General features: G+C 60.3%; 17 protein-coding genes. 7 read left to right on the top strand and 10 right to left on the bottom strand.

What is annotated here, in order from left to right; genetic code table 11:
• Window positions 1-58 precede the first annotated feature (58 nt).
• From Aeroheme_RS06905 to Aeroheme_RS06935, 7 genes are all read right to left on the bottom strand, one after another.
• Complete coding sequence (locus Aeroheme_RS06905; protein ID WP_411166951.1) at window positions 59-2,230, bottom strand: Z1 domain-containing protein; 2,172 nt, start codon at window positions 2,228-2,230, stop codon at window positions 59-61.
• A 1,112-nt stretch (window positions 2,231-3,342) separates the two neighbouring features.
• A complete protein-coding gene (gene trpA, locus Aeroheme_RS06910; RefSeq protein WP_411166952.1) occupies window positions 3,343-4,149 on the bottom strand; it encodes a tryptophan synthase subunit alpha in 807 nt (268 codons plus the stop codon).
• Window positions 4,146-5,339 carry a tryptophan synthase subunit beta gene (trpB, locus tag Aeroheme_RS06915; RefSeq protein WP_042040294.1) on the bottom strand — a complete coding sequence of 398 codons (1,194 nt, stop codon included), beginning with the start codon at window positions 5,337-5,339 and terminating at the stop codon, window positions 4,146-4,148. The genes trpA and trpB overlap by 4 nt, the downstream gene beginning before the upstream one ends.
• Window positions 5,340-5,536: 197 nt before the next feature.
• Window positions 5,537-7,024 carry a bifunctional indole-3-glycerol-phosphate synthase TrpC/phosphoribosylanthranilate isomerase TrpF gene (gene trpCF, locus Aeroheme_RS06920; RefSeq protein WP_411166953.1) on the bottom strand — a complete coding sequence of 496 codons (1,488 nt, stop codon included), beginning with the start codon at window positions 7,022-7,024 and terminating at the stop codon, window positions 5,537-5,539.
• A complete protein-coding gene (gene trpD, locus Aeroheme_RS06925; RefSeq protein ID WP_408795830.1) occupies window positions 7,021-8,034 on the bottom strand; it encodes an anthranilate phosphoribosyltransferase in 1,014 nt (337 codons plus the stop codon). The genes trpCF and trpD overlap by 4 nt, the downstream gene beginning before the upstream one ends.
• Window positions 8,035-8,043: 9 nt before the next feature.
• Window positions 8,044-8,643, bottom strand: a complete 600-nt coding sequence (locus tag Aeroheme_RS06930) for an aminodeoxychorismate/anthranilate synthase component II (RefSeq protein WP_106886313.1) — start codon at window positions 8,641-8,643, stop codon at window positions 8,044-8,046.
• On the bottom strand, window positions 8,636-10,273 hold the full coding sequence (locus Aeroheme_RS06935; RefSeq protein ID WP_411166954.1) for an anthranilate synthase component 1: 1,638 nt from the start codon (window positions 10,271-10,273) through the stop codon (window positions 8,636-8,638). The genes Aeroheme_RS06930 and Aeroheme_RS06935 overlap by 8 nt, the downstream gene beginning before the upstream one ends.
• A 421-nt stretch (window positions 10,274-10,694) precedes the next feature.
• Here Aeroheme_RS06935 and rnm point away from each other — a divergent pair, with 421 nt between their 5' ends.
• The 6 genes from rnm (at window position 10,695) to tesB (ending at window position 15,995) form a co-directional block, all read left to right on the top strand.
• The gene (gene rnm / locus Aeroheme_RS06940; protein ID WP_411166955.1) at window positions 10,695-11,576 is read left to right on the top strand and encodes an RNase RNM; all 882 of its coding nucleotides are present in this window, start codon (window positions 10,695-10,697) and stop codon (window positions 11,574-11,576) included.
• A gap of 138 nt (window positions 11,577-11,714) precedes the next feature.
• Window positions 11,715-12,335 (top strand): L-threonylcarbamoyladenylate synthase, encoded by a 621-nt coding sequence (locus tag Aeroheme_RS06945; protein ID WP_103244556.1) that lies wholly within the window; start codon window positions 11,715-11,717, stop codon window positions 12,333-12,335.
• The gene (locus tag Aeroheme_RS06950) at window positions 12,328-13,224 is read left to right on the top strand and encodes a segregation and condensation protein A (protein ID WP_171276470.1); all 897 of its coding nucleotides are present in this window, start codon (window positions 12,328-12,330) and stop codon (window positions 13,222-13,224) included. Before Aeroheme_RS06945 ends, Aeroheme_RS06950 begins: the two co-directional genes overlap by 8 nt.
• 93 nt (window positions 13,225-13,317) lie before the next feature.
• A complete protein-coding gene (scpB, locus tag Aeroheme_RS06955; RefSeq protein WP_025327615.1) occupies window positions 13,318-13,890 on the top strand; it encodes an SMC-Scp complex subunit ScpB in 573 nt (190 codons plus the stop codon).
• A 111-nt stretch (window positions 13,891-14,001) separates the two neighbouring features.
• The gene (gene rluB, locus Aeroheme_RS06960; RefSeq protein WP_103244558.1) at window positions 14,002-14,925 is read left to right on the top strand and encodes a 23S rRNA pseudouridine(2605) synthase RluB; all 924 of its coding nucleotides are present in this window, start codon (window positions 14,002-14,004) and stop codon (window positions 14,923-14,925) included.
• Between the two features lie 206 nt (window positions 14,926-15,131).
• Window positions 15,132-15,995, top strand: a complete 864-nt coding sequence (gene tesB / locus Aeroheme_RS06965; RefSeq protein ID WP_103244559.1) for an acyl-CoA thioesterase II — start codon at window positions 15,132-15,134, stop codon at window positions 15,993-15,995.
• 63 nt (window positions 15,996-16,058) lie between these two features.
• Here the strand turns inward: tesB and Aeroheme_RS06970 are convergent, their stop codons facing one another.
• The 3 genes from Aeroheme_RS06970 to Aeroheme_RS06980 all read right to left on the bottom strand — a co-directional run bounded on the left by Aeroheme_RS06970 (window position 16,059) and on the right by Aeroheme_RS06980 (window position 18,764).
• Entirely contained in the window at window positions 16,059-17,237 is a 1,179-nt protein-coding gene (locus tag Aeroheme_RS06970) for a dicarboxylate/amino acid:cation symporter (RefSeq protein ID WP_059168628.1), read from the bottom strand.
• Between the two features lie 117 nt (window positions 17,238-17,354).
• Entirely contained in the window at window positions 17,355-18,023 is a 669-nt protein-coding gene (locus Aeroheme_RS06975; protein ID WP_411166956.1) for a class I SAM-dependent methyltransferase, read from the bottom strand.
• Window positions 18,024-18,122: 99 nt separating this feature from the next.
• A complete protein-coding gene (locus Aeroheme_RS06980; protein WP_059168626.1) occupies window positions 18,123-18,764 on the bottom strand; it encodes a TetR family transcriptional regulator in 642 nt (213 codons plus the stop codon).
• Between the two features lie 152 nt (window positions 18,765-18,916).
• On the opposite strand from Aeroheme_RS06980, the gene Aeroheme_RS06985 reads away from it, so the two are divergent.
• Window positions 18,917-20,110, top strand: coding sequence for an efflux RND transporter periplasmic adaptor subunit (locus tag Aeroheme_RS06985; protein WP_411166957.1), 1,194 nt, complete (start codon window positions 18,917-18,919; stop codon window positions 20,108-20,110).
• Window positions 20,111-20,122 lie beyond the last annotated feature (12 nt).

Here is a 20,122-nt window from a genome sequence, read left to right on the forward strand (position 1 = left end):
CGGCTTGATTAGAAAGGTGGGTGTTCTAATTACTTCATTTTGTCTTATGTTAACTCAGCTATTCACTGGTTTGATTGGCATAAATAGCAACTGGAGTGTTAGCTGGGGCCCAGAGTAATGGCCAATAAAAAGGTGCGCCTTTCCAACCTCTTTCCTCATCGCCATTTTGCCTAAATAGCATTAGCATGGGTGAATCTTTTGCGGTTTCTCGTGCTATTTTGCCTTCGGTTGTGGCTGTATCTGGTGTTGCGACATAGCGTGTGTGACTTCCTTCTCCAGCTAGACGGCTGTTGTTACGGTCAGTGAGCCACAAGCACCAAATTTTACCTGGAGTTGATGAACGTTTATCCAAGTAATCAATAGCTGAGTGCATACTTTGCCAATCAAAGCTGTATCCTTCATCCTCAGCCATGAGAATAATTTCTTCTATTAATGTCAGAATTCCATGGGCCTTATTTGTTGGGATCAGAAATGGCTCTTTACTCGCGCCACTTGGATGAAGAATAGCTAACATAGTGTCGACTTTGTCAGTGATATCCCTAGTTTTACCTTTGCTCTGTGTTTGGAATCCAACAGGCAATAATCTCTTGTGTGGTTTTAGTGTTGTGGTCTCAGTGAGGAGTATTTTGTTGGGGCTACAAGGAATAACTGAGCCATCTTTGGCTTTTTGAATGAACACAACACCCTGCTCTGGGTTATTCTCTATTGCTTCACGAAGAGCTATGTCACTCTCATGCATACTTCTCATTGCGCTATAAATTGTAGGTTCGGTGTAAAAACGAGTCACAGCTAAATCTTCGTTAGAGCGATAACCGTACATTCTAGAATGTTGAAGCACAGTATCCTGTTGATATCTTGCAGGTCTTCTTCCGTAATAAAATCCAATAAGACGACCAATGGTTATACCTCGATCCAAAATTTGGCCGCCAATAAATATATTCAATGGTGTACGTAGTTTTAGCTGACCACTATCATCTAGTAGTGACTCAATTTCTTTTTCTGAATTGACCGTGGTAATTAGCAGTTCCCCATCACACAATGCTTCGCGACAACGCTCAAGCACGGCAGGGAATTGCGGCATGAAATATCCTGCAAGGCAAACGGATTTAGCCAAACCATCATATGCATCATTCACGAGACATTGGAAAATGTCACTAGTATTTTCAGCTGCGGCCTTAACTTTCTCGCTCAGTTCTTGAATAACTTGCTCTTGCCAGCCATGAGTAGATTTTGATACATCAGTATGAATTAAAAAACTAAATTTTTGATGGCCTTCTTGAGCTTGTTTTGATTGCAATTGACGGATCGCACCACCAACTAAAAAATTCAAAAAAGCAGTTCGTAGCCCTTTTATCGCATTAGAGGTAAGAACATCCTCTAGCTTAAAACGCCTCCTATCCGGCTGTTTCATAACATGTAATTCTGTTAGTGAAAGAGGATGGTAAAGATAACTTGCGACAGTATCCTCTTGCTCTGAGTCGGAAAAATAGTAATCGCTTCCTACATAAGCATCATTTACTGGGACTAACTCGGTAAATGCAGGCTTTACTGGCTTAAAAGTCTCACCATGAATTTCAGTATTATCTGGTTGCAAATAAAGAGCATATGGTGTGGCTGTGACTTGTAAAAACGATGCTGCAGTGGCGTAAGTACGTAACTCTTCTAGTTTTACAGCAGTAAGGTTTGCATCAATCTCCCCCTGCTGTTTTTTAAAACCGACGCTGGCGTAATCTGCCTCATCGTCAATAAGCAGCACGCGCTTTTGTGCCAATTCAGGGTATTTTTTCGAAAAAATATGGACTAATTTCTCTAGGTTATCCTTTTGCTTCTTGGCTACTAAGATGATCTTTTTCTTCAATTCATAACCAACTAACTCCGTTGGCATATGCATGATGTCAAATACCAATACATCATCTTGTTCACAAAAAGGCTTGAACTCTCTCTGAATTCTCTGTTGGGTCTGCTTGGATAAGGCCTTAGTGCCCTTTGTCAGGATAACTGATATATCATAATTATTATCGAAGGCAAGCCCAATAATAGCCATGAAAGTTTTAGTTTTTCCAGACTGAATTTTCCCCAGCAACATACCAGGATGATCACCCTGAGTTTTATGACGGTTTAACTTAACAACTGTAGACTCAATACATCTACGTTCACTATCGGTATAAGGAAATTGAGCAGATTTAAGAAAATGCTTATAGAAAGCACCATTGATTATTAAGTTTTCCATAAAACCTCTTTTTATAATGATAAATGTGTTAGCTGGTGATGTTGTTCTCAGTTAGCTCTATTTATAAATCTCGTATGTTGGGCTAAAAATCGTAGGTTGGTGCTGAACGAAGTGAAGCCCAACGTTTACCGTAAATATCTGAAAAGCTGTTTTATGGATCAGCCACATCCATGTTTATCCCGCTTTGGGTGGAGTAATATTGCTCGCCTGTTGGGCTTCGCTACGCTCTGCGCCAACCTACAAAAACCACGCTACCGCCCCTGAGTGGCAGCCCCCAGTCCGTTGCTGTTAACCTGCGAGATTGCAACAATCGCTGTCATGGTGTTCCCGAGAGGTTGATTGTCATTCGGGTATCTTAAGGGGGAGGCTGGTGCGTTGAGAAGCGTGTTTTGGCGGGAATCTGTGTTTGATCAATAAATTAGACATTAAGACGTGCGCAGAGTGAGCAGCTTGCTTGGCTGTAAATGCACCATCCCCTCACCCCAGCCCTCTCCCAAGGGGAGAGGGGGCTTGTTCACGGTTGCACGGTAGCCTCAGGTTGGCACGGTTTTGATCCCCCTCTTATTCGCTGAGGTGAGCCCTCTTGTCCAGGCCGCGAGGTAGGATGCCGAGCGAGCGGCGCTGGGCCATGGACGGCCCATCGGCGCGTGCCGTTGGACAAGAGGGTGAGCCGAAGGAACCCGACATCAGTCGGGCGAATAAGCGGGGGTGGCCTTTCTTTTGGTGACTTTTCTTTGGCCACGCAAAGAAAAGTCACTCGCCCAGGCCCGAAGGGCGGGCGAAACCCCATCGAGGACGGAGTCCTCGCATCCCATGCGGCGTAGCCGCATCAAGGGGCCAGCCGCTGGTTCGGGAATCCGGCGAGAGTCTGTCGTCGTGGAACAGACGATTTCTTGCGGTGCAATGCGCTGCGCTTATTGCACCCTACGGTGTGCCACTGCGTGGCGAAGCCGCGTCACCACATCAACTCCGCGAACGTCTGATTACGCTTTGCTAATCAAACCTACAGAGAAGCCAACCGCTGACGCCGGATAACAAAAGGGAGCCCAAGTGGGCTCCCTTTATGCTGGCTGGCTGATCAGGGTCAACGGCATATGACCCAATGCCTGCCCCTACTTATTGGTCGCGGCCTTCATCCCTTCCACAAATTCCTTCAGACGAGTGAGCATATGCTCCGGGTTCTTGTGGTGGGTCTCGATGATCTTCACCACGGCGGAGCCGGAGATGGCACCGGCGGCGCCGGCCTTGATGGCCTCGCGCACCTGCGCCGGTTCGCTGATACCAAAACCGAGCAGGGCGGGGGGGGCATCGAACCCGCGCAAGGTGTTGATGAGGCCATCCACCGGCATGCCGGCCTTGGTCTCGGCGCCTGTCACGCCAGCGCGGCTCACCAGGTAGGTGTAACCAGAGCCAAGCTCGGCAACTGCCTTGAGCGTCTCGGTGTCACCGTTGGGCGGGGCGATAAAGATGCTGTCGATGCCGAACTTGTCGGCCGCCGCCTTGTAGGGGGTGCACATCTGCACCGGCACGTCGGCCACCAGCACCGAGTCCACCCCTGCCTGCTGGCACTTCTCGTAGAAGCCGTCGATATGGCGCACATAAACGAGATTCGCGTAGACCAAGAGGCCAATGGGGAGCTGCGGGTACTTGGCGCGGATACGGGCGAGCAGGGTGAAGCAGTCGTCCGGGGTGGTGTGGCTGGCAAAGGCACGAAGGGCCGCCCCCTGGATGGTGGGGCCGTCCGCCACCGGATCGGAGAAGGGGATGCCCAATTCGAGGGCGTCGGCGCCCCCTTCGACCAGGGCATCGACGATGGCCAGGGACAATTCGGGGGTGGGGTCACCCAGCATCACGAACGGCACGAAGGCGCCCTGATTGACGGCATCCAGACGGGAGAAGAGTTGTGCGTAGCGATTCATGACAGGGTTCCTTCTTTCTCGAAAATGTCGGCAACGGTGAAGATGTCTTTGTCGCCACGGCCGGAGAGGTTGACGATCAGCACCTGCTCTTTCTCGGGTTCGCTGCGGGCCATCTTGAGGGCGTGGGCCAGGGCGTGGGAGGACTCCAGCGCAGGGATAATCCCCTCGGATTTGGCCAGCTCCTGGAAGGCGTCCAGCGCCTCCTTGTCGGTGATGGAGACATACTCGGCGCGGCCGATGGCGGCCAGGTGGGCGTGCTGGGGGCCGACGGAGGGGAAGTCGAGCCCCGCCGAGACGGAGTAGGACTCCTGAATTTGGCCCTGGTTGTCCTGCATCAGGTAGGAGTGCATGCCAAAGAAGACCCCCTTGCTGCCGTGCCCCAGCGGTGCACCGTGCTCGCCGCTCTCGATGCCGTGGCCACCGGGTTCGACCCCGATAAGGCGCACTTCCTTGTTGTCAATGAAGTCAGCAAACATGCCGATGGCGTTGGATCCGCCGCCGACGCAAGCGATCACGGCGTCGGGCAAGCGCTCTTCTTTTTCGAAGCACTGGGCCTTGGCCTCCTCGCCGATCATCTTCTGGAACTCCCGCACGATTGTGGGGAAGGGATGCGGACCGGCAGCGGTGCCGAGCAGGTAGTGGGCGCTGTCGTAGTTGGCAGCCCAGTCGCGCAGCGCCTCGTTGCAGGCATCTTTCAGGGTGGATGAGCCGGAGTGCACCGGAATGACGGTGGCTCCCATCAACTTCATGCGAAACACGTTCGGCTTCTGGCGTTCGCAATCCTTGGCACCCATATAGACCCGGCACTTGAGGCCGAGCAGGGCGCAGGCCAGGGCAGTGGCGACGCCATGCTGACCGGCGCCGGTCTCGGCGATGATCTCGCTCTTGCCCATGCGCTTGGCGAGCAGGGCCTGACCCAGCACCTGGTTGGTCTTGTGGGCGCCGCCGTGCAGCAGATCTTCACGCTTGAGGTAAAGGCGGGTCTTGGTGCCCTTGGTCAGATTGCGGGTCAGGGTGAGGGGGGTCGGGCGACCGGCATACTCGGTGAGCAGCTCCCCAAATTCGGCGACGAAGGCCGGGTCATCCTTGGCATCGACGAAGGCCTTCTCCAGCTGGAGCAGGGCGGGGATCAGGATCTGGGGCACATACATGCCACCAAATTCACCAAAAAACGGATTGAGCAGGGTCATGGTTATCTTCCTTTACATTCTGCAATTGAGATCAGGTATGAGCCTTGGCGGGCTGAGGCGTATGGCTGGGGCACATACATGTCATCGACGAAATTCACCGAAAAACGGGTTGAGCAGAGTCATAGATTATTCCTTGTGCTTATAGGCAAACGCAGTTCATTAATTTGGTGCATGTTCAGAGGGCGCGCAGGGCACTCTTACAGTTGGCGCAGGGCGCCAAAGGCCGCCGCTATCTTGTGCGCATCCTTCTGGCCCGGGGCACTCTCCACCCCGGAGTTGAAATCAAGGCCGAGGCAACCCACCTGGGCGGCCTGCAGGGCGTTGTCGGGATTGAGCCCCCCTGCCAGCATCAGCTTGGCTTTATCGAGATTGGCCAGCATGGCCCAGTCGAACGCCTGACCTGTGCCGCCGCTCTGGCTGCCGACTTTCGTATCCAGTAGCAGACGATCCGCCGGGTAGTCGAGGGCGGGCAGCGGCTCGCCGCTCGTGACGCCTACGGCTTTCCAGATCTGGCAAGCGGCGGGTAGCAGGGGGCGCAGGCTCTCGATATAGGCGGCGTCTTCATCCCCGTGCAGTTGCACGGCGGCAAGGTTCAAGGCCTCCACCGTCTTGGCGATGGTGGCGGGCTGGGCATTGCGAAACACCCCGACGTAACAGAGCGGCGCCCCGGCCATGACGGCGCGGGCGGCGGGAATGTCCACGTAGCGCGGGCTCTTGGCCACGAAGATAAGGCCGCCAAATACCGCACCTGCCTGATGGGCGGCGGCGGCATCTTCGGGGCGGGTGAGGCCGCACACCTTGTTCTGGCCCAGCACAAGCTTGCGTACCGCCGCCTCCAGATCCGGCTCGCTCATCAGGGAGGAGCCCACCAGGAAGCCCTTGGCATGGGCGCGCAGATCCGCCACCTGGGCGCGGTGGTTGATGCCAGACTCGCTGATCACCACCCGATCGCTCGGAATATCTTTGGCCAGCTGCTTGGTGCGGGCGAGATCCACGCTGAGATCCCGCAGATCCCGGTTGTTGATGCCAATCACGGGGGCGCCGAGGGCCAGGGCGCGATCCCGCTCCTCTGCATTGCTCACCTCGGTCAGTACCCCGAGGCCCAGCTCTTTCGCCACCTTGAACAGGGCGCGATAGCCCTCGTCGGTGAGCACCGAGAGCATCAGCAGTATGGCGTCCGCCTGATAGTGGCGGGCCAGATAGACCTGATAGGGGTCAATCATGAAGTCCTTGCACAGCACCGGCTGCTTGACCCGGGCGCGTACCCTGGGCAGGAAGGCGAAATCCCCCTGGAAGAACTGCTCGTCGGTCAGCACAGAGATGGCGGTGGCGTAGTTGCCATAGATGTCGGCGATGGCCTCGGGGCTGAAGTCGTCGCGGATCAAGCCCTTGGAGGGGGAGGCCTTCTTGCATTCGAGAATGAAGCGGGTGGAGCCTGCGCGCAGCTCTCCCTCGAAGTCACGATCGCTTGGCACCAGGGCGCCCTGGAAGCTCGCCAGGGGCTGGGCCAGCTTGCGGGCCGCGACCCACTCCTGCTTGGCGGCCACGATTTTGCCGAGAATGGTCTGGTTGATGGAAGCCCGATTCAGGAAGGCATCGGGGGAGGAGAGGGGGTCGAGCATCTCGATATCCTTGCTAAGAGTGGTACTGCCTTGTTGGCTGCCGTGAGTGGTGACTGACATCATGCCTCCTGATGGCTCAGGGTGGCGAGTGCCTGGGCGAGCAGGCGGGTTTCACCGCTTGCAAGCTTGGCCAGCACCTGCGCGGCCGCCTGCTTGAAGTCCGGGGCTTTGCCCGCCATCACCAGCAGCGGCGCCACGTTGGCGGCGATGGCGGCGTTGTGGGCCGCTGTGCCTTCGCCCGCCAGTATGGCGTCCGTGATGGCGCGGTTCTCCTCCGGTTCCCCCCCTTGGATGGCGCTGACCGGATAGGTCTCGAGGCCAAAGTCTGCCGGGGTGAGCAGGTACTCGCGAATTTCGCCGTCACGGATCTCGGCCACCTGGGTCGGTCCGTGAATGGCCACTTCGTCAAGCCCGGCGCCGTGTACCACCATACCGGTTTTCAGCCCCAGTGCCAGCAGGGTTTCTGCAATGGGACGCACCAGCTCGGGGGCATAGACCCCCATCAGCTGATAGCTGGGGCGGGCGGGGTTGATAAGCGGCCCCAAGACGTTGAATAGCGTCCTGGTTTTCAAGGCCTGGCGCACCGGCATGGCGTGGCGCACCCCGGCGTGGTACTGGGGGGCGAACAGGAAGCAGATGCCGAGCTGGTCCAGACAGCGGCGGGCCTGCTCCGGGCTCATGTCGAGCTTGATCCCCATCTTGTCCAGCAGATCGCTGGAACCCGATTTGCTCGAGACGGAGCGGTTGCCGTGCTTGGCCACTTTGAGGCCGCAGGCGGCGGCCACCAGGGCCGAGGTGGTGGAGACGTTGATGGTGTTGAGGCCATCGCCACCTGTGCCGACGATGTCGCAGAACCCATAGTCCGGACGCGGGAAATCACGGGCCTCCGCCAGCAGCGCCTCGGCGGCGCCGGCGATCTCCTCCGGGGTCTCCCCCTTGATCTTGAGAGCAGTCAACAAGCTTGCGAGGACGATGGGATCCACTTCGCCACGGACCACCTGGCCGAAGGCGTCGCGGGCGGCGTCGCGGGTGAGAGACTGCCCCTGATAGAGGGTGTTGAGATGATGATGCATGGGGTCTCCTTACCGCACGTGGCTTTCTGGACGGGTGATGTGGGCGAGCGCCTGGGTCAGCAGGCGGGCCCCTTCCGAGGTCATGATGGATTCCGGGTGGAACTGGAATCCCAGCACCCGCTCGTCCCGTTGCTCTATGGCCATGGGCATGCCCTGATAGTGGGCAATCACCTGCAGCTCTTCGGGTACATAGGTCGCCACCAGGGAGTGGTAGCGGGCCACCGGCAAGGGGCTTGGCAGCCCCGCGAAGGCGCCGTGACCGTTGTGCTCAATCAGCGAGCGCTTGCCGTGGACTATCTCTCCGGCAGCCCCGACAGTGCCGCCGTAGGCTTCGCACAGGGCCTGATGACCGAGGCAGATGCCGAGGATGGGCACCCGGCCGCGGGCCAGCTTGATGAGGTCGATGAGGCAACCGGCCTCATGGGGGGCACCCGGTCCCGGGGAGAGCACCAGCACCGCATCCCCGTCGCAGGTTTCTATCTCCTGCATGATGCGGGTCGCCGGCAGGCTGTTGCGGTAGATGCGCACCGGGTAGCCCAGGGTGCGGAACTGGTCTACGAGGTTGTAGGTGAACGAATCGAAGTTATCGAGCAGGAAGATGTTAGTCATGGCTCACGTCCTTATGTTGCTCCTGCTGGGCGCTCAGGGCTTGCAGGGAGGTGCCATGGCTGGCGGCGATGGCGGCCAGCACGGCGGCCGCCTTGGCACGGGTCTCGTCAGCTTCGGCCTGGGGCTTGGAGTCATAGACCACGCCGGCACCGGCCTGGACATGGGCCAGACCCGCTTTCACGAAGGCGGAGCGGATGACGATGCAGGTGTCCATCTCCCCCGCGCCGTTGAGGTAGCCCACGGCGCCGCCGTAGCTGCCGCGGCGCTTGCCTTCCACCATGCGGATAAGCTCGCTGGCCCGCAGCTTGGGGGCGCCGGTCAGGGTGCCCATGTTCATGCAGGCCTGATAGGCGTGCAGGGCATCGAGATCCGAGCGCAGGCGGCCCACCACCCGGGAGACCAGGTGCATCACGTGGCTGTAGCGATCCACTTTCAGCAGATCCTTCACGTAGCGGGTGCCGGGCTCGGAGATGCGGGCGATGTCGTTGCGACCCAGATCCACCAGCATCAGGTGTTCTGCCACCTCTTTCTCGTCCTGGCGCAGTTCGAGCTCGATGCGACCGTCCAGATCCAGATTGATGCTGCCATCGGGGTTGAGGCCGCGGCGGCGGGTACCGGCGATGGGATACATCTCCACCTGGCGGCTGGCGGCGCAGAACTTGACCGCGCTCTCCGGGGAGGCGCCAAACAGGGTGAAGCCCTCATCCTGCACATAGAACATGTAGGGGCTGGGGTTGGTCTGCTTGAGGCGGCGATAGGCTGCCAGCGGGTCGGGGCAGGGCAGGGAGAAGCTGCGGGACGGTACTACCTGGAAGATGTCGCCACGGCGGATAAAGCCCTTCAGTTTTTCGACTTCGGCGCAGAACTGCTTGTCGCTCTTGTCGATATGGAGGTTGCCGGTGAGGGGCTTGGCGCCCTGCGCCCCCGGTTGCGGCTGCTGGCAGGCCTGCTTGAAGGCCTCGAGGCGCGCGGTCAGCTGTGCGTAACGCTCATCGAGCTGGCTCTCGTCCTGCTCGCCGCCAAAGAGGCAGGCCAGCAGCGCCGTGCTCTGTTTGATGTGATCTATGGTGATCAGGGTCTCGGCCACATAGAAGCAGTAGTCGGGGCAGTCGTTGCTCCCTTCCGGCACTTCGGGCAGGTCTTCAAAGGAGGCGATGAGGTCGTAGGCGAAGCTGCCTCCCATGAAGAGGGCCTCTTTACCCTGCTGGCACTGCAGCTCCCGTTGCAGGGTGCGCAGCACGTCCAGCACGCTGCTGCCCTTGAGGCGGCTGTCTTCGTCAAGGGTGCGATCGGAGGCCGGGAAGTCGAGTTGCAGCTCGTCCGCCACCCGGGTCTGGGTGACGACGGCGGGTAGGCGCTGCTCGAGCAGGCGCTGCAGCTGGATGCCGTTGCGGGTGAGGGCGCGGACCCGCACAGTGCGGCCACGGCACTCGATGCGCAGGCAGGCATCCACCAGCAGCAGGCTCTGGGTACCGGCCTTGGAGTCTATCTCCACCGATTCCAGCAGCAGGTTGTTGGGGTTGTGCTGGCAGAGCCGGGTGTAGAGCGCCAGGGGATCTGTCACATAAGGGGCATTGAGCCTGATGGTATCGAATTCGCCCAGGGGTAACCGGGTCTTGTTGCCTGTCATAATGCCTTCCCTTGCATGTGTTGTGTGTAACCGATGGTCATGGCGTTTCTCTCGAATTGGGATTGGGTTTTCGTCACGTCAGCGAGTTCGCCATCGCCATGTCAGTGCACTTGTCTGAATTGTCGGTTTCATCACAGGTCCATTTGCCGGATAATAAAAAAGCCCGCTGGGGTCAGCGGGCTTTTTCTTTGGGTTCTTAATTTGCTGTCAGATTACAGGTACAGCAACGACCACACGCCCGCATGTCAGGGAGTGTGCCACCACCAGATGGTCAGGATGGAAGTCGTTTGCATGATAGAGTCCTGTAAAAAGATGTTTGCAATGAAGTGCCTACAGAAAACGATAAAGCCGCGGCCAAGTCAAGTCGCTTTTTTGCCTTCTTTTTCCCAAGCAGGCCCCCTGATGAGAGCGAAACAAGCCGATGAGATTCGATCTTCACTGTCATACCACGGCCTCGGATGGCGTGCTGAGCCCCGCCGATCTGGTGCGCCGCGCCGCCGAGAAAGGGGTGGAAGTGTTAGCGGTCACTGACCACGATACCCTTGACGGGCTTGATGAAGTCCGCGCAACGATCAAAGCCGAGCAGTTGCCGCTGCGACTGGTGAGCGGGGTCGAGATCTCCAGCGGTTGGGAGCACCACGAGATCCACATAGTGGCGCTCGGGGTGGATGAAAAAAATCCGCAGCTGGTCGCTTTCCTGGCCGGTCAGCGGGCCCGCCGCGAGGCGCGCGCCCTGGAAATAGGGCGTCGTCTGGAGAAGTGCCAGATCCCGGGCACCTATGAAGAGGCCAAGCAGCTCGCCGGTGACGCCGCCGTGACTCGCGCCCATTTTGCCCGTGTGCTGGTGGCGCGCGGGGTGGCCGACAACATGCAAAAGGTATTCAAGAAGTACCTGAGCCGGGGCAACAAGGGCTATGTGCCCGCCGAGTGGCCCGAGATGGGCGAGGCCATCACCGCCATTCACGCCGCGGGCGGGCTGGCGGTGCTGGCCCACCCCAGCCGCTACAGTCTCACCGCCAAGTGGGTCAAGCGGCTGCTGGTGGCCTTCAAGGCGGCCGGTGGCGATGCCATGGAGGTCTCCCTGCCCCAGCAGAGCCCCCAGGAGCGGGCCAATCTCGGCCAGTGGGCCAAGGATCACGATCTCTACATCTCGGTGGGATCGGATTTTCATTTCCCCTCCAACTGGACCGAGCTGGGGCGTCATCTGTGGCTGCCCAAGGAGGGGATGCCACTCTGGCTAGGCCACCCCGATCACTTCGGGCTCAGCCAGGAGCAGCATGCCAGCCTGTTGGCCAGCCGCTGACAGGAGGAGGCCGATCCGGTCGGATCGCGTCTTTGGTACGGGCGAGTCTGTGCCAAACAGGTTAAGGTAATGTCATGGGCCAGGCGGCCCGTGACCATGAAGCGGGCACCCGGTGTGCCCCTATCGCGAGAAGAGCATATGAGTCAGCATTTTTACGTACATCCGGACAATCCCCAGGTTCGCCTCATCGGTCAGGCGGTGCAGATACTGCAAAACGGCGGCGTCATCGTCTATCCCACCGACTCCGGCTATGCCCTGGGCTGCCAGATGGGCAACAAGGACGCGCTGGAGCGCATCTGCCGCATCCGCCGCATCGATCCGAACCACGACTTCACCCTGGTGTGCCGGGATCTCTCGGAGATCTCCACCTACGCCAAGGTGGACAACACCGCCTTCCGGCTGGTGAAGAACAACACCCCAGGCCCCTACACCTTCATCTTCAAGGCCACCAAGGAGGTGCCGCGCCGCCTCATGAACGAGAAGAAGAAGACCATCGGCATCCGGGTGCCCGCCAACAACATAGCCCTGGCCCTGCTGGAGGCCCTGGGTGAGCCGCTGCTCTCCACCACCCTGATCCTGCCGGGCTCCGAGATGGCGGAGTTCGATCCCGAAGAGATCGCCGACAAGCTCGGCAAGCAGCTGGATCTGGTGGTCAACGGTGGCTATCTGGGCGAGCAGCCCACCACTGTGGTGGACTTCTCCGACGACGAGCCCGTGCTGCGCCGTCGCGGTGCCGGGGATCCGACGCCGTTTGAGTGATACTGCCGAGCCTGTACCCGAGGCGATGATCGCGCCGGGTGCGACGGGGGAGGGCCTGCTTCCCCCGCCTATGGCCCCCTCGCCCATCGCAAAAGTGCTGGGGCAGCCCTACCATGAGCTGCCCCAGGATCTGTTTATTCCGCCCGATGCGCTCGAGGTGTTCCTCGACACCTTCGAGGGGCCGCTGGATCTGCTGCTCTACCTCATCCGGCGTCAGCAGCTGGACATCCTGAACCTGCCTATCCTGCAGATCACCGCCCAGTACATGGAGTACGTGGAGCTGATGCAGGGGCTCAATCTGGAGCTGGCGGCGGAATACCTGCTGATGGCGGCCTGGCTTGCGGAGATAAAATCCCGCCTGCTGCTCCCCAAGGCCCCGGAGCTGGAAGACGAGGAGGAGGGGGAAGACCCCCGCGTCACCCTGATCCGCCGACTGCAGGAGTACGAGCGCTACAAGCTGGGCGCGGAGCGGGTCAACGCCTTGCCGAGGCTGGAGCGAGAGATCTTCATCGCCACCGCCCTGCCACCGGATTTTGGCGCCTTGAAGCCGCTGACCCCCGATGTTTCGCTGGTTGAGCTCGCCCTTTACATGCAAAGTGTGGTAAAACGCGCGACTCATTTTGAACATCACCAGATCCGCCGCGAGCAGATCCCGACCCGGGTGCGCATGGCGGAGATCCTCGCCATGCTCTCCCTGGGCCAGACCCTGCGCCTTGAGCAGGTGCTACGGGCCGAAGAGGGGCGCATGGGGGTGCTGGTGACCTTCCTGGCCCTGCTGGAGCTGTGCAAGGAGCAGCTGATCTGGATCCTGCAGGCCGAGCCGCTGGGGCCGATCCATTTTGCATTGGCGAGCCAGGGGGAAGGGGGAGAGCATGAGCAGGTACACTGAGTGGCGGTTCGCCCCGGGCAGTCCGGACGGGGAGGGCAACCGTGGCGCTGCCCACTGAACGATTCAAGACCCTGATTCAGGGAGGGATGCGTGATGGCGCTGCCTGCTGAACGCTTAAAAACCCTGATCGAGGCGGCGCTGTTCGTGGCCGGTCGTCCGCTCAATGTCAGCGAGCTGAAAAGCAGCGTACTGGCCGATTATCCGGTGACCAGCCGCTATGTGCAGCTGCTGCTGGCGGAGCTCAGGCAGGACTACAGCGAGCGGGGGGTGGAGCTCAAGGAGGTCGCCTCCGGCTGGCGCTTCCAGGCCCGCCAGGAGTATGCCGAGGAGCTGTCGCGCCTGTGGAGCGAACGGGCGCCCCGCTATTCGCGCGCCGTGTTGGAGACGCTGACCCTGATTGCCTATCGTCAGCCCATCACCCGGGCCGAGATAGAAGCCATCCGCGGGGTGGCGGTATCGAGCCAGATCATCAATACCCTGAAGGAGCGCGGCTGGGTGCGCAGCATAGGTCACAAGGAGGTGGTGGGTCGCCCCGAGCTGCTCGCCACCACCCGAGAATTTCTGGACTATTTCAATCTGCAGAGTCTGGAGCAGCTCCCCGAGCTGGATCCCGAGCTGCACTCCCCCTTGCCGGTCATGCTGGGCGAGGGGAGCGACGGTCAATAAGCGGCAGGCCGTCTTGCGCATTAACGTGGTGGCGATGCCCAGAGGGCGCGTCACAGGAGTCAATGTTGTCCGCTATGTCAGCGGGCAGCGATCAACAATCAGGTAAACCCGATGAGTGAAAAACTGCAAAAAGTATTGGCCCGCGCGGGTCAAGGCTCCCGTCGTGAGATGGAGGCCCTGATCACCGCAGGTCGGGTCAGCGTGGATGGCAAGGTCGCCATGCTGGGGGATCGCGTCGAAGTGAACGCCGTGATCCGGGTGGATGGTCACCAGGTCAAGACCCGTGCGGCCGAGGAGCAGATCTGCCGCGTGCTGGCGTATCACAAGCCCGAAGGGGAGATGTGTACCCGTCACGATCCGGAAGGTCGTCCCACCGTGTTTGATCGTCTGCCCAAGATGGACGGGGCCCGCTGGATTGCGGTCGGCCGCCTCGACGTCAACACCTCCGGCCTCTTGCTGTTCACCACAGACGGCGAGCTGGCCAACCGGCTGATGCACCCGAGCCACGAAGTGGAGCGGGAATACGCGGTGCGCGTCTTTGGCGAGATCACCGAAGCCATGCTGCAGCGCCTGCGCAAGGGCGTGCAGCTGGAAGACGGCATGGCCAGGTTCAACAAGATCAAGCCGGCCGGCGGTGAAGGGCTGAACCAGTGGTTCAACGTCACCCTGACCGAGGGTCGCAACCGTGAAGTGCGCCGCCTGTGGGAATCCCAGGAAGTGCAGGTGAGCCGCCTGATGCGCATTCGCTACGGTGACGTCACCCTGGATCGCGGCATCCCCCGCGGTGGCTGGCAGGAGCTCAAACTGCCCGAGGTGAACTACCTGCGCGGCCTGGTCAATCTGCCCAACGAGACCGAGTCCAAGGTCGACCTGCAGCAGGATGGCAAGAGCACCCGCCACAAGCAGGCCGCCCAGATCCGTCGTGCCGTCAAGCGCCACAAGGATATGCAGGGCAAGGAGCCGCGCGCTCGCAGCACCACGGCCCGTCGCAAGCCACAAGCCTCGACCCGCAACTCCGGTACCGGCAGCAAGTAAGCCGATGCCTGTGGCATGACGTGGTCGGCCCGGGCCAGGCAAAAGCCCGCACCCTCTGGTGCGGGCTTTTTGTTTGTGGTGATTCTCCTCCCCCCTTTTGAAGGAGGAGGTCGGAAAAGGGTGGCTGCGGGAGAATGGGCGTCAGCAAGGTTGCCCTGGCGGGGCGGGCTTGTTAGCCTTTCCCGCACTGAATACAGGAGATAAGAATGAGCAAGGTACTGGATGAGCTGCTGGCACTGCTGGCGCTGGAGAAAATAGAGGAGGGCCTGTTTCGGGGCCAGAGCCAGGATCTCGGTCTGCGGGCCGTGTTTGGCGGACAGGTAATGGGGCAGGCCTTGTCAGCTGCCAAGCAGACGGTGGCCGCCGATCGCCAGGTCCACAGCTTCCACTCCTACTTCCTGCGCCCCGGGGATGTGACTCGTCCCATCGTTTATGACGTAGAGAATATCCGCGACGGTCAGACAGTCTCCACCCGCCGGGTCAAGGCCATTCAGGGCGGCAAGCCCATCTTCTACCTCAATGCCTCGTTTCAGGTGGAGGCCAGCGGCTTCGAGCATCAGGCCCAAATGCCGGTGGGGATCACCCCGCCTGAACTGCTCAAGAGCGAGCTGGAGCTGGTGCGTCCCTACGAGCAGCTGATCCCGGCCACCCTGCGCGACAAGATCCTCTGCGAGCAGCCCATCGAAATCCGCCCGGTGACCCTGGTTGACCCCATCCGTCCGGCGATAGAGGCGCCCCTGCGTCACGTCTGGTTCAAGGCCAATGGGCAGATACCGGATGACCAGCGGGTGCACAACTACCTGCTGGCCTATGCCTCTGATTTCAACTTCCTGTTGACCGCCCTGCAGCCCCACGGTGTCTCCTACTGGGAGCCGGACATGCAGGTAGCGACCATAGATCACTCCATGTGGTTCCACCGGGAGTTCCGGCTGGATGACTGGCTGCTCTATGTGGTGGACAGCCCGAGCGCCAGCGGCGGCCGTGGTCTGGTACGCGGTCAGTTCTTCACCCGTGACGGCGTGCTGGTGGCGAGCACAGCGCAGGAGGGGGTTATCCGCCGGCGCGGTTGACCTCAAATGTCAGCCATAAAAAAACGGGAGCCAGTGGCTCCCGTTTTTTTATGGCGTGTGCGATCAGGCCGCGTCGCGCTCGGGGGAACGCGTGGTTTCCCCGACTTGGGCGAAGCGATCGGCCCAGAGGGCGATGACGCCGTCACCTGTGACGTTGCAGGCGGTGCCGAAGCTGTCCTGGGCCAGGTAGAGGGCGATCATCAGGGCGATGGAGGCTTCACCAAAGCCGAGCATGGAGGTGAGCAGGCCGAGCGCCGACATGACGCCGCCGCCAGGGGCACCCGGCGCCGCAATCATGATGACGCCGAGCATCATGATGAAGGGCAGCATGGTGCCATAACCCGGGATGGCCAGGTGCTCGGAGAGGAACATCACAGCGGTGGCGCAGGTTACTAGCGTGATGGTGGAGCCGCAGAGGTGAATGGTGGCGCACAGGGGTACGGTGAAGTTGGCGATGCCGTCGCTCACGCCGTTGTTCTTGCTGGCCTGCAGGGCCACCGGGATGGTGGCGGCGCTGGACATGGTGCCGAGCGCGGTGAAGTAGGCGGGCAGCATGTTCTTGATGAGCATGGCGGGGGAGCGGCCCAGCGCCAGCCCGGTGCCGATGAAGAGCACGGAGAGCCAGAGCCAGTGCATGACGATGGCCATCACCAGCACCACGCCGAAGGTCTTGAGGGTGGCGAAGACGGTGCCTTCCACCGTCATCTCGACGAAGACGCCGGCGATGTAGAAGGGCAGCAGCGGGATGATCACGCGGGCCAGCAGGCGGTCTATGATGTCACGGCCCTGATCGGCGACCCGGCGCAGGTCGGTGGCCTGGGTGGCGCTGATGCCGATACCGAACACGAAGGCGGCGGCCAGGGCCGACATCACCCCGAACAGCGGCGGTATCTCGAGATTGATATAGGAGCTGAGCTTGATGGCGGCCTGCGCCGTGGGCTCGGCGGCCGTGGTCAGCTGCGGGATCAGCTGGCTCGCCACCGTGAAGGCAAACAGGCCCGCCAGTATGGTGGAGCAGTAGGAGAGGGCCACCGTCTTGCCGAGCAGCTTGCCGGAGTTCTTCGGCAGGCTGGCGATGCCGCTCATGATGAAGAACAGGATGATGAGCGGAATGGTGAAGGTGATCAGCTGACCTATCACTGTCTTGGCCGTGAACAGCACCCGTGCGACCCATTCCGGGGCGTAGAGGCCGAGCAGGAGACCGGCGAGGATGCCGGCAATCAGATTGAGGACGAGTTTCATGGGGGAATCCAGGTGTTGGTGTCTGTTTTGTTATTTAATCTTGATTTTAATGCCGCTTTTTAACACAAATGCCGCATCTTGTCTGCCATCACCTGGTTAACTCAGAGTTAAATATTGTTACCTGGATGCTGAATCACGTCGGGCACCCTGTCTGGATCGACGGCCGCGATATTGATTAATTGTGGCTGGATTGGGGTCGCGGATCAGCAGGGCATGGAGCCAGCGGCCGTGCACCGCATCCTGGCTGCACCAGCTCTGATGCAGCTCAAACGGCAGGGGGGCGATCAGCTGCGTCAACCGGGCCTCATCGAGCCGGGTCAGCAGCGGATATTCCTCCTGTGAGGGGGGCAAGGGGCTGGCGGGTTCACTCTCGCCATAGGGGAAGGAGCAGTAGAGGGGCCCCTGTGGTTTGAGCAGGCCGGCGAGGTGCATCAGGGCAGGGGCCAGCTCCTCCTCGGTCAGGCAGGGCAGCGAGCCGCTGGCCCAGATGCCGTCATAGGGCAGCACGTTGTGCATCTGCTCGAAGCGGCAGACCCGCACCGGTTGGCCGCACAGGCGCGAGGCGGCGCTGGCCTGACTCAGGCTGGCATCGAAGGCGGTGACCATGAACCCCAGCTCCCGAAAATGGTGCAGATCCTCCCCCGCGCCGCAGCCGGCTTCCAGCAGGTGAGCACCCGGCTGCAAGTGGGCCAGGAAGGGGGAGTGGGCCTGGCCGATGAGGGCGGGGCGGGGCGCCTGAAGGACAGCACCTTGGGTGCCTTGGGCGGGTGAGAGTGACAGTGGCATAGGGCTCGTCTCTAAGGTGGGCGGCTACTCTAGCAAATTTGCCCCGCTCTGTTCAGATCTGCTGAGGATCCTCCCCGGCCCTGCGTGCAACCAGCGTCATCATGGACGGCGCAGAAGCGAGGGAGAGGGGTTGGCGAGCAGGCCGAACAGGGTGTCGAGCAGGAAGTCGGCCTCTTGAACAAGGTTGATGCGCTCCGGGAAGTGCAGCCAGTTGATGATGTAGCCATCCAGGGTGCAGTGCAGCAGCGTGGTGGCGCGGCGCAGATCCAGCCCTTGGGGCAGGTGGCCGAGGCGTACTGCGTTGCCCAGGGTGATCTCCAGATCCCGGAAGAAGTTGATGGATTGCTGACGCATGTGATCCCGCAGGGAGATGGCCTCTCCTTCCAGCGACTCCAGATTGAACATGATGGTGAACATCTGCTGGTGGGCGGGTTCTGTGCTGATCTTGCATATCACCTCCTTGAGGAAGAGGCGCAGCTTGCCGAGGGGATCCGGCTCCTGCTCATCCACACAGGCATCGAGCTGGTGGGAGAGGGGGGCGCACAGCTCCTCCCACAGGGTGACGAACAGCTCCTCCTTGTTCTTGAAGTGCCAATAGATGGCCCCCCGGGTCAGGTCTGCCGCCTTGGCGATGTCGGTCAGGTTGGTCTTCGCCAATCCCTGTTGGCAGAACAGATTCAGGGCCGTGCTCATGATGTGGCAGCGGGTCTGCTGCGCTTCTTCTTTGGTTCTTCTGGCCATCGGATCTGTACCTGTTAAAAGGGGAAAAAGTTACTTACATACATTTATGAATGTATGTATATTGCCTCATCTTCGCAGTTTTACCAACAGGGGCCCTATAAACCCTGTGGTTTTGTGGTTTTTTTTGTTTGAAACAGAGGCTCAGAAACTCCATGCATAAACACATTCTCGCACGTTCGGTGGGCCTTGCCTTGTTGGCAAGCGGCCTGCTGGCTGGTTGTGGCGACAAGGGCGAGGCCGGGCAAGGGGCGGGCGAGATGCCGCCTGCCGCCGTGGACGTGGTCACTCTCCATGCCGCACCGCTGCAACTCATGTCCGAGCTCACCGGCCGCACCGCCCCCCTGCGGGTGGCCGAGGTGCGTCCCCAGGTGAATGGCATCATCCTCAAGCGCCTGTTCACCGAAGGCAGCGACGTCAAGGCCGGCCAGTTGCTGTACCAGATCGATCCCGCCGTCTATCAGGCCGCCGTCGCCAGCGCCAAGGCGAACCTGGCCAAGGCACAGGCCAACGAGCAGAGCGCCCGTCTCAAGGCCCAGCGTTATGCCGAGCTGGTGAAGGTGAAAGCCATCAGCCGTCAGGAGTATGACGACGCCGACGCAGCCTGGAAACAGCAGGTTGCCGAGATCGGGGCCGCCAAGGCCGCCCTGCAGAGCGCCAACATCAACCTGGCCTATACCAAGATCACCGCCCCCATCAGCGGCCGCATCGGCAAGTCTGCGGTGACCGAGGGTGCCCTGGTCACCGCCCAGCAGGCCGACAGCCTCACCTCCATCTCGCAGCTCGATCCCATGTATGTGGACGTGCGCCAGTCCACCGCCGATCTGCTGCGCCTCAAGCGCCAGGTCGCTGCCGGCAAGCTGACCCAGGGTCAGCAGGATGGTGCCAAGGTCAGCTTCCAGCTGGAAGATGGCAGTCAGTACGGCGAGCAGGGGACCTTGCAGTTCTCCGACGTGACAGTGGACGAGACCACCGGCATGGTGACCCTGCGGGTCCTGGTCCCGAATCCCCATGATCTGCTGCTGCCCGGCATGTTCATGCGCGCCACCCTGCAAGAGGGCGAGCGCCCGCAAGGCCTGCTGGTGCCGCAGACCGCCGTGACCCGCACGCCAAAAGGCGGTGCCACCGTCATGGTGGTGACCGCGGACAACAAGGTCGAGCTGCGGGAAGTGCAGCTCAGCCGCGTGGTTGGCGACAGCTGGGTGGTGGAGTCCGGCCTCAAGGCCGGCGAGAAGGTGATAGTGGCTGGTCTGCAGAAGGTCAAACCCGGTGCCCTGGTGGCGCCCGCTGAGCGCGCCAACAACACCACGACAGCACAAGCCGATCAGACCCAGGTCACCAAGCAGTAGGATGGAGTAGTC

Source organism: Aeromonas sp. DSM 116730, from assembly GCF_046581335.1.
GTDB lineage: Bacteria > Pseudomonadota > Gammaproteobacteria > Enterobacterales > Aeromonadaceae > Aeromonas > Aeromonas rivipollensis.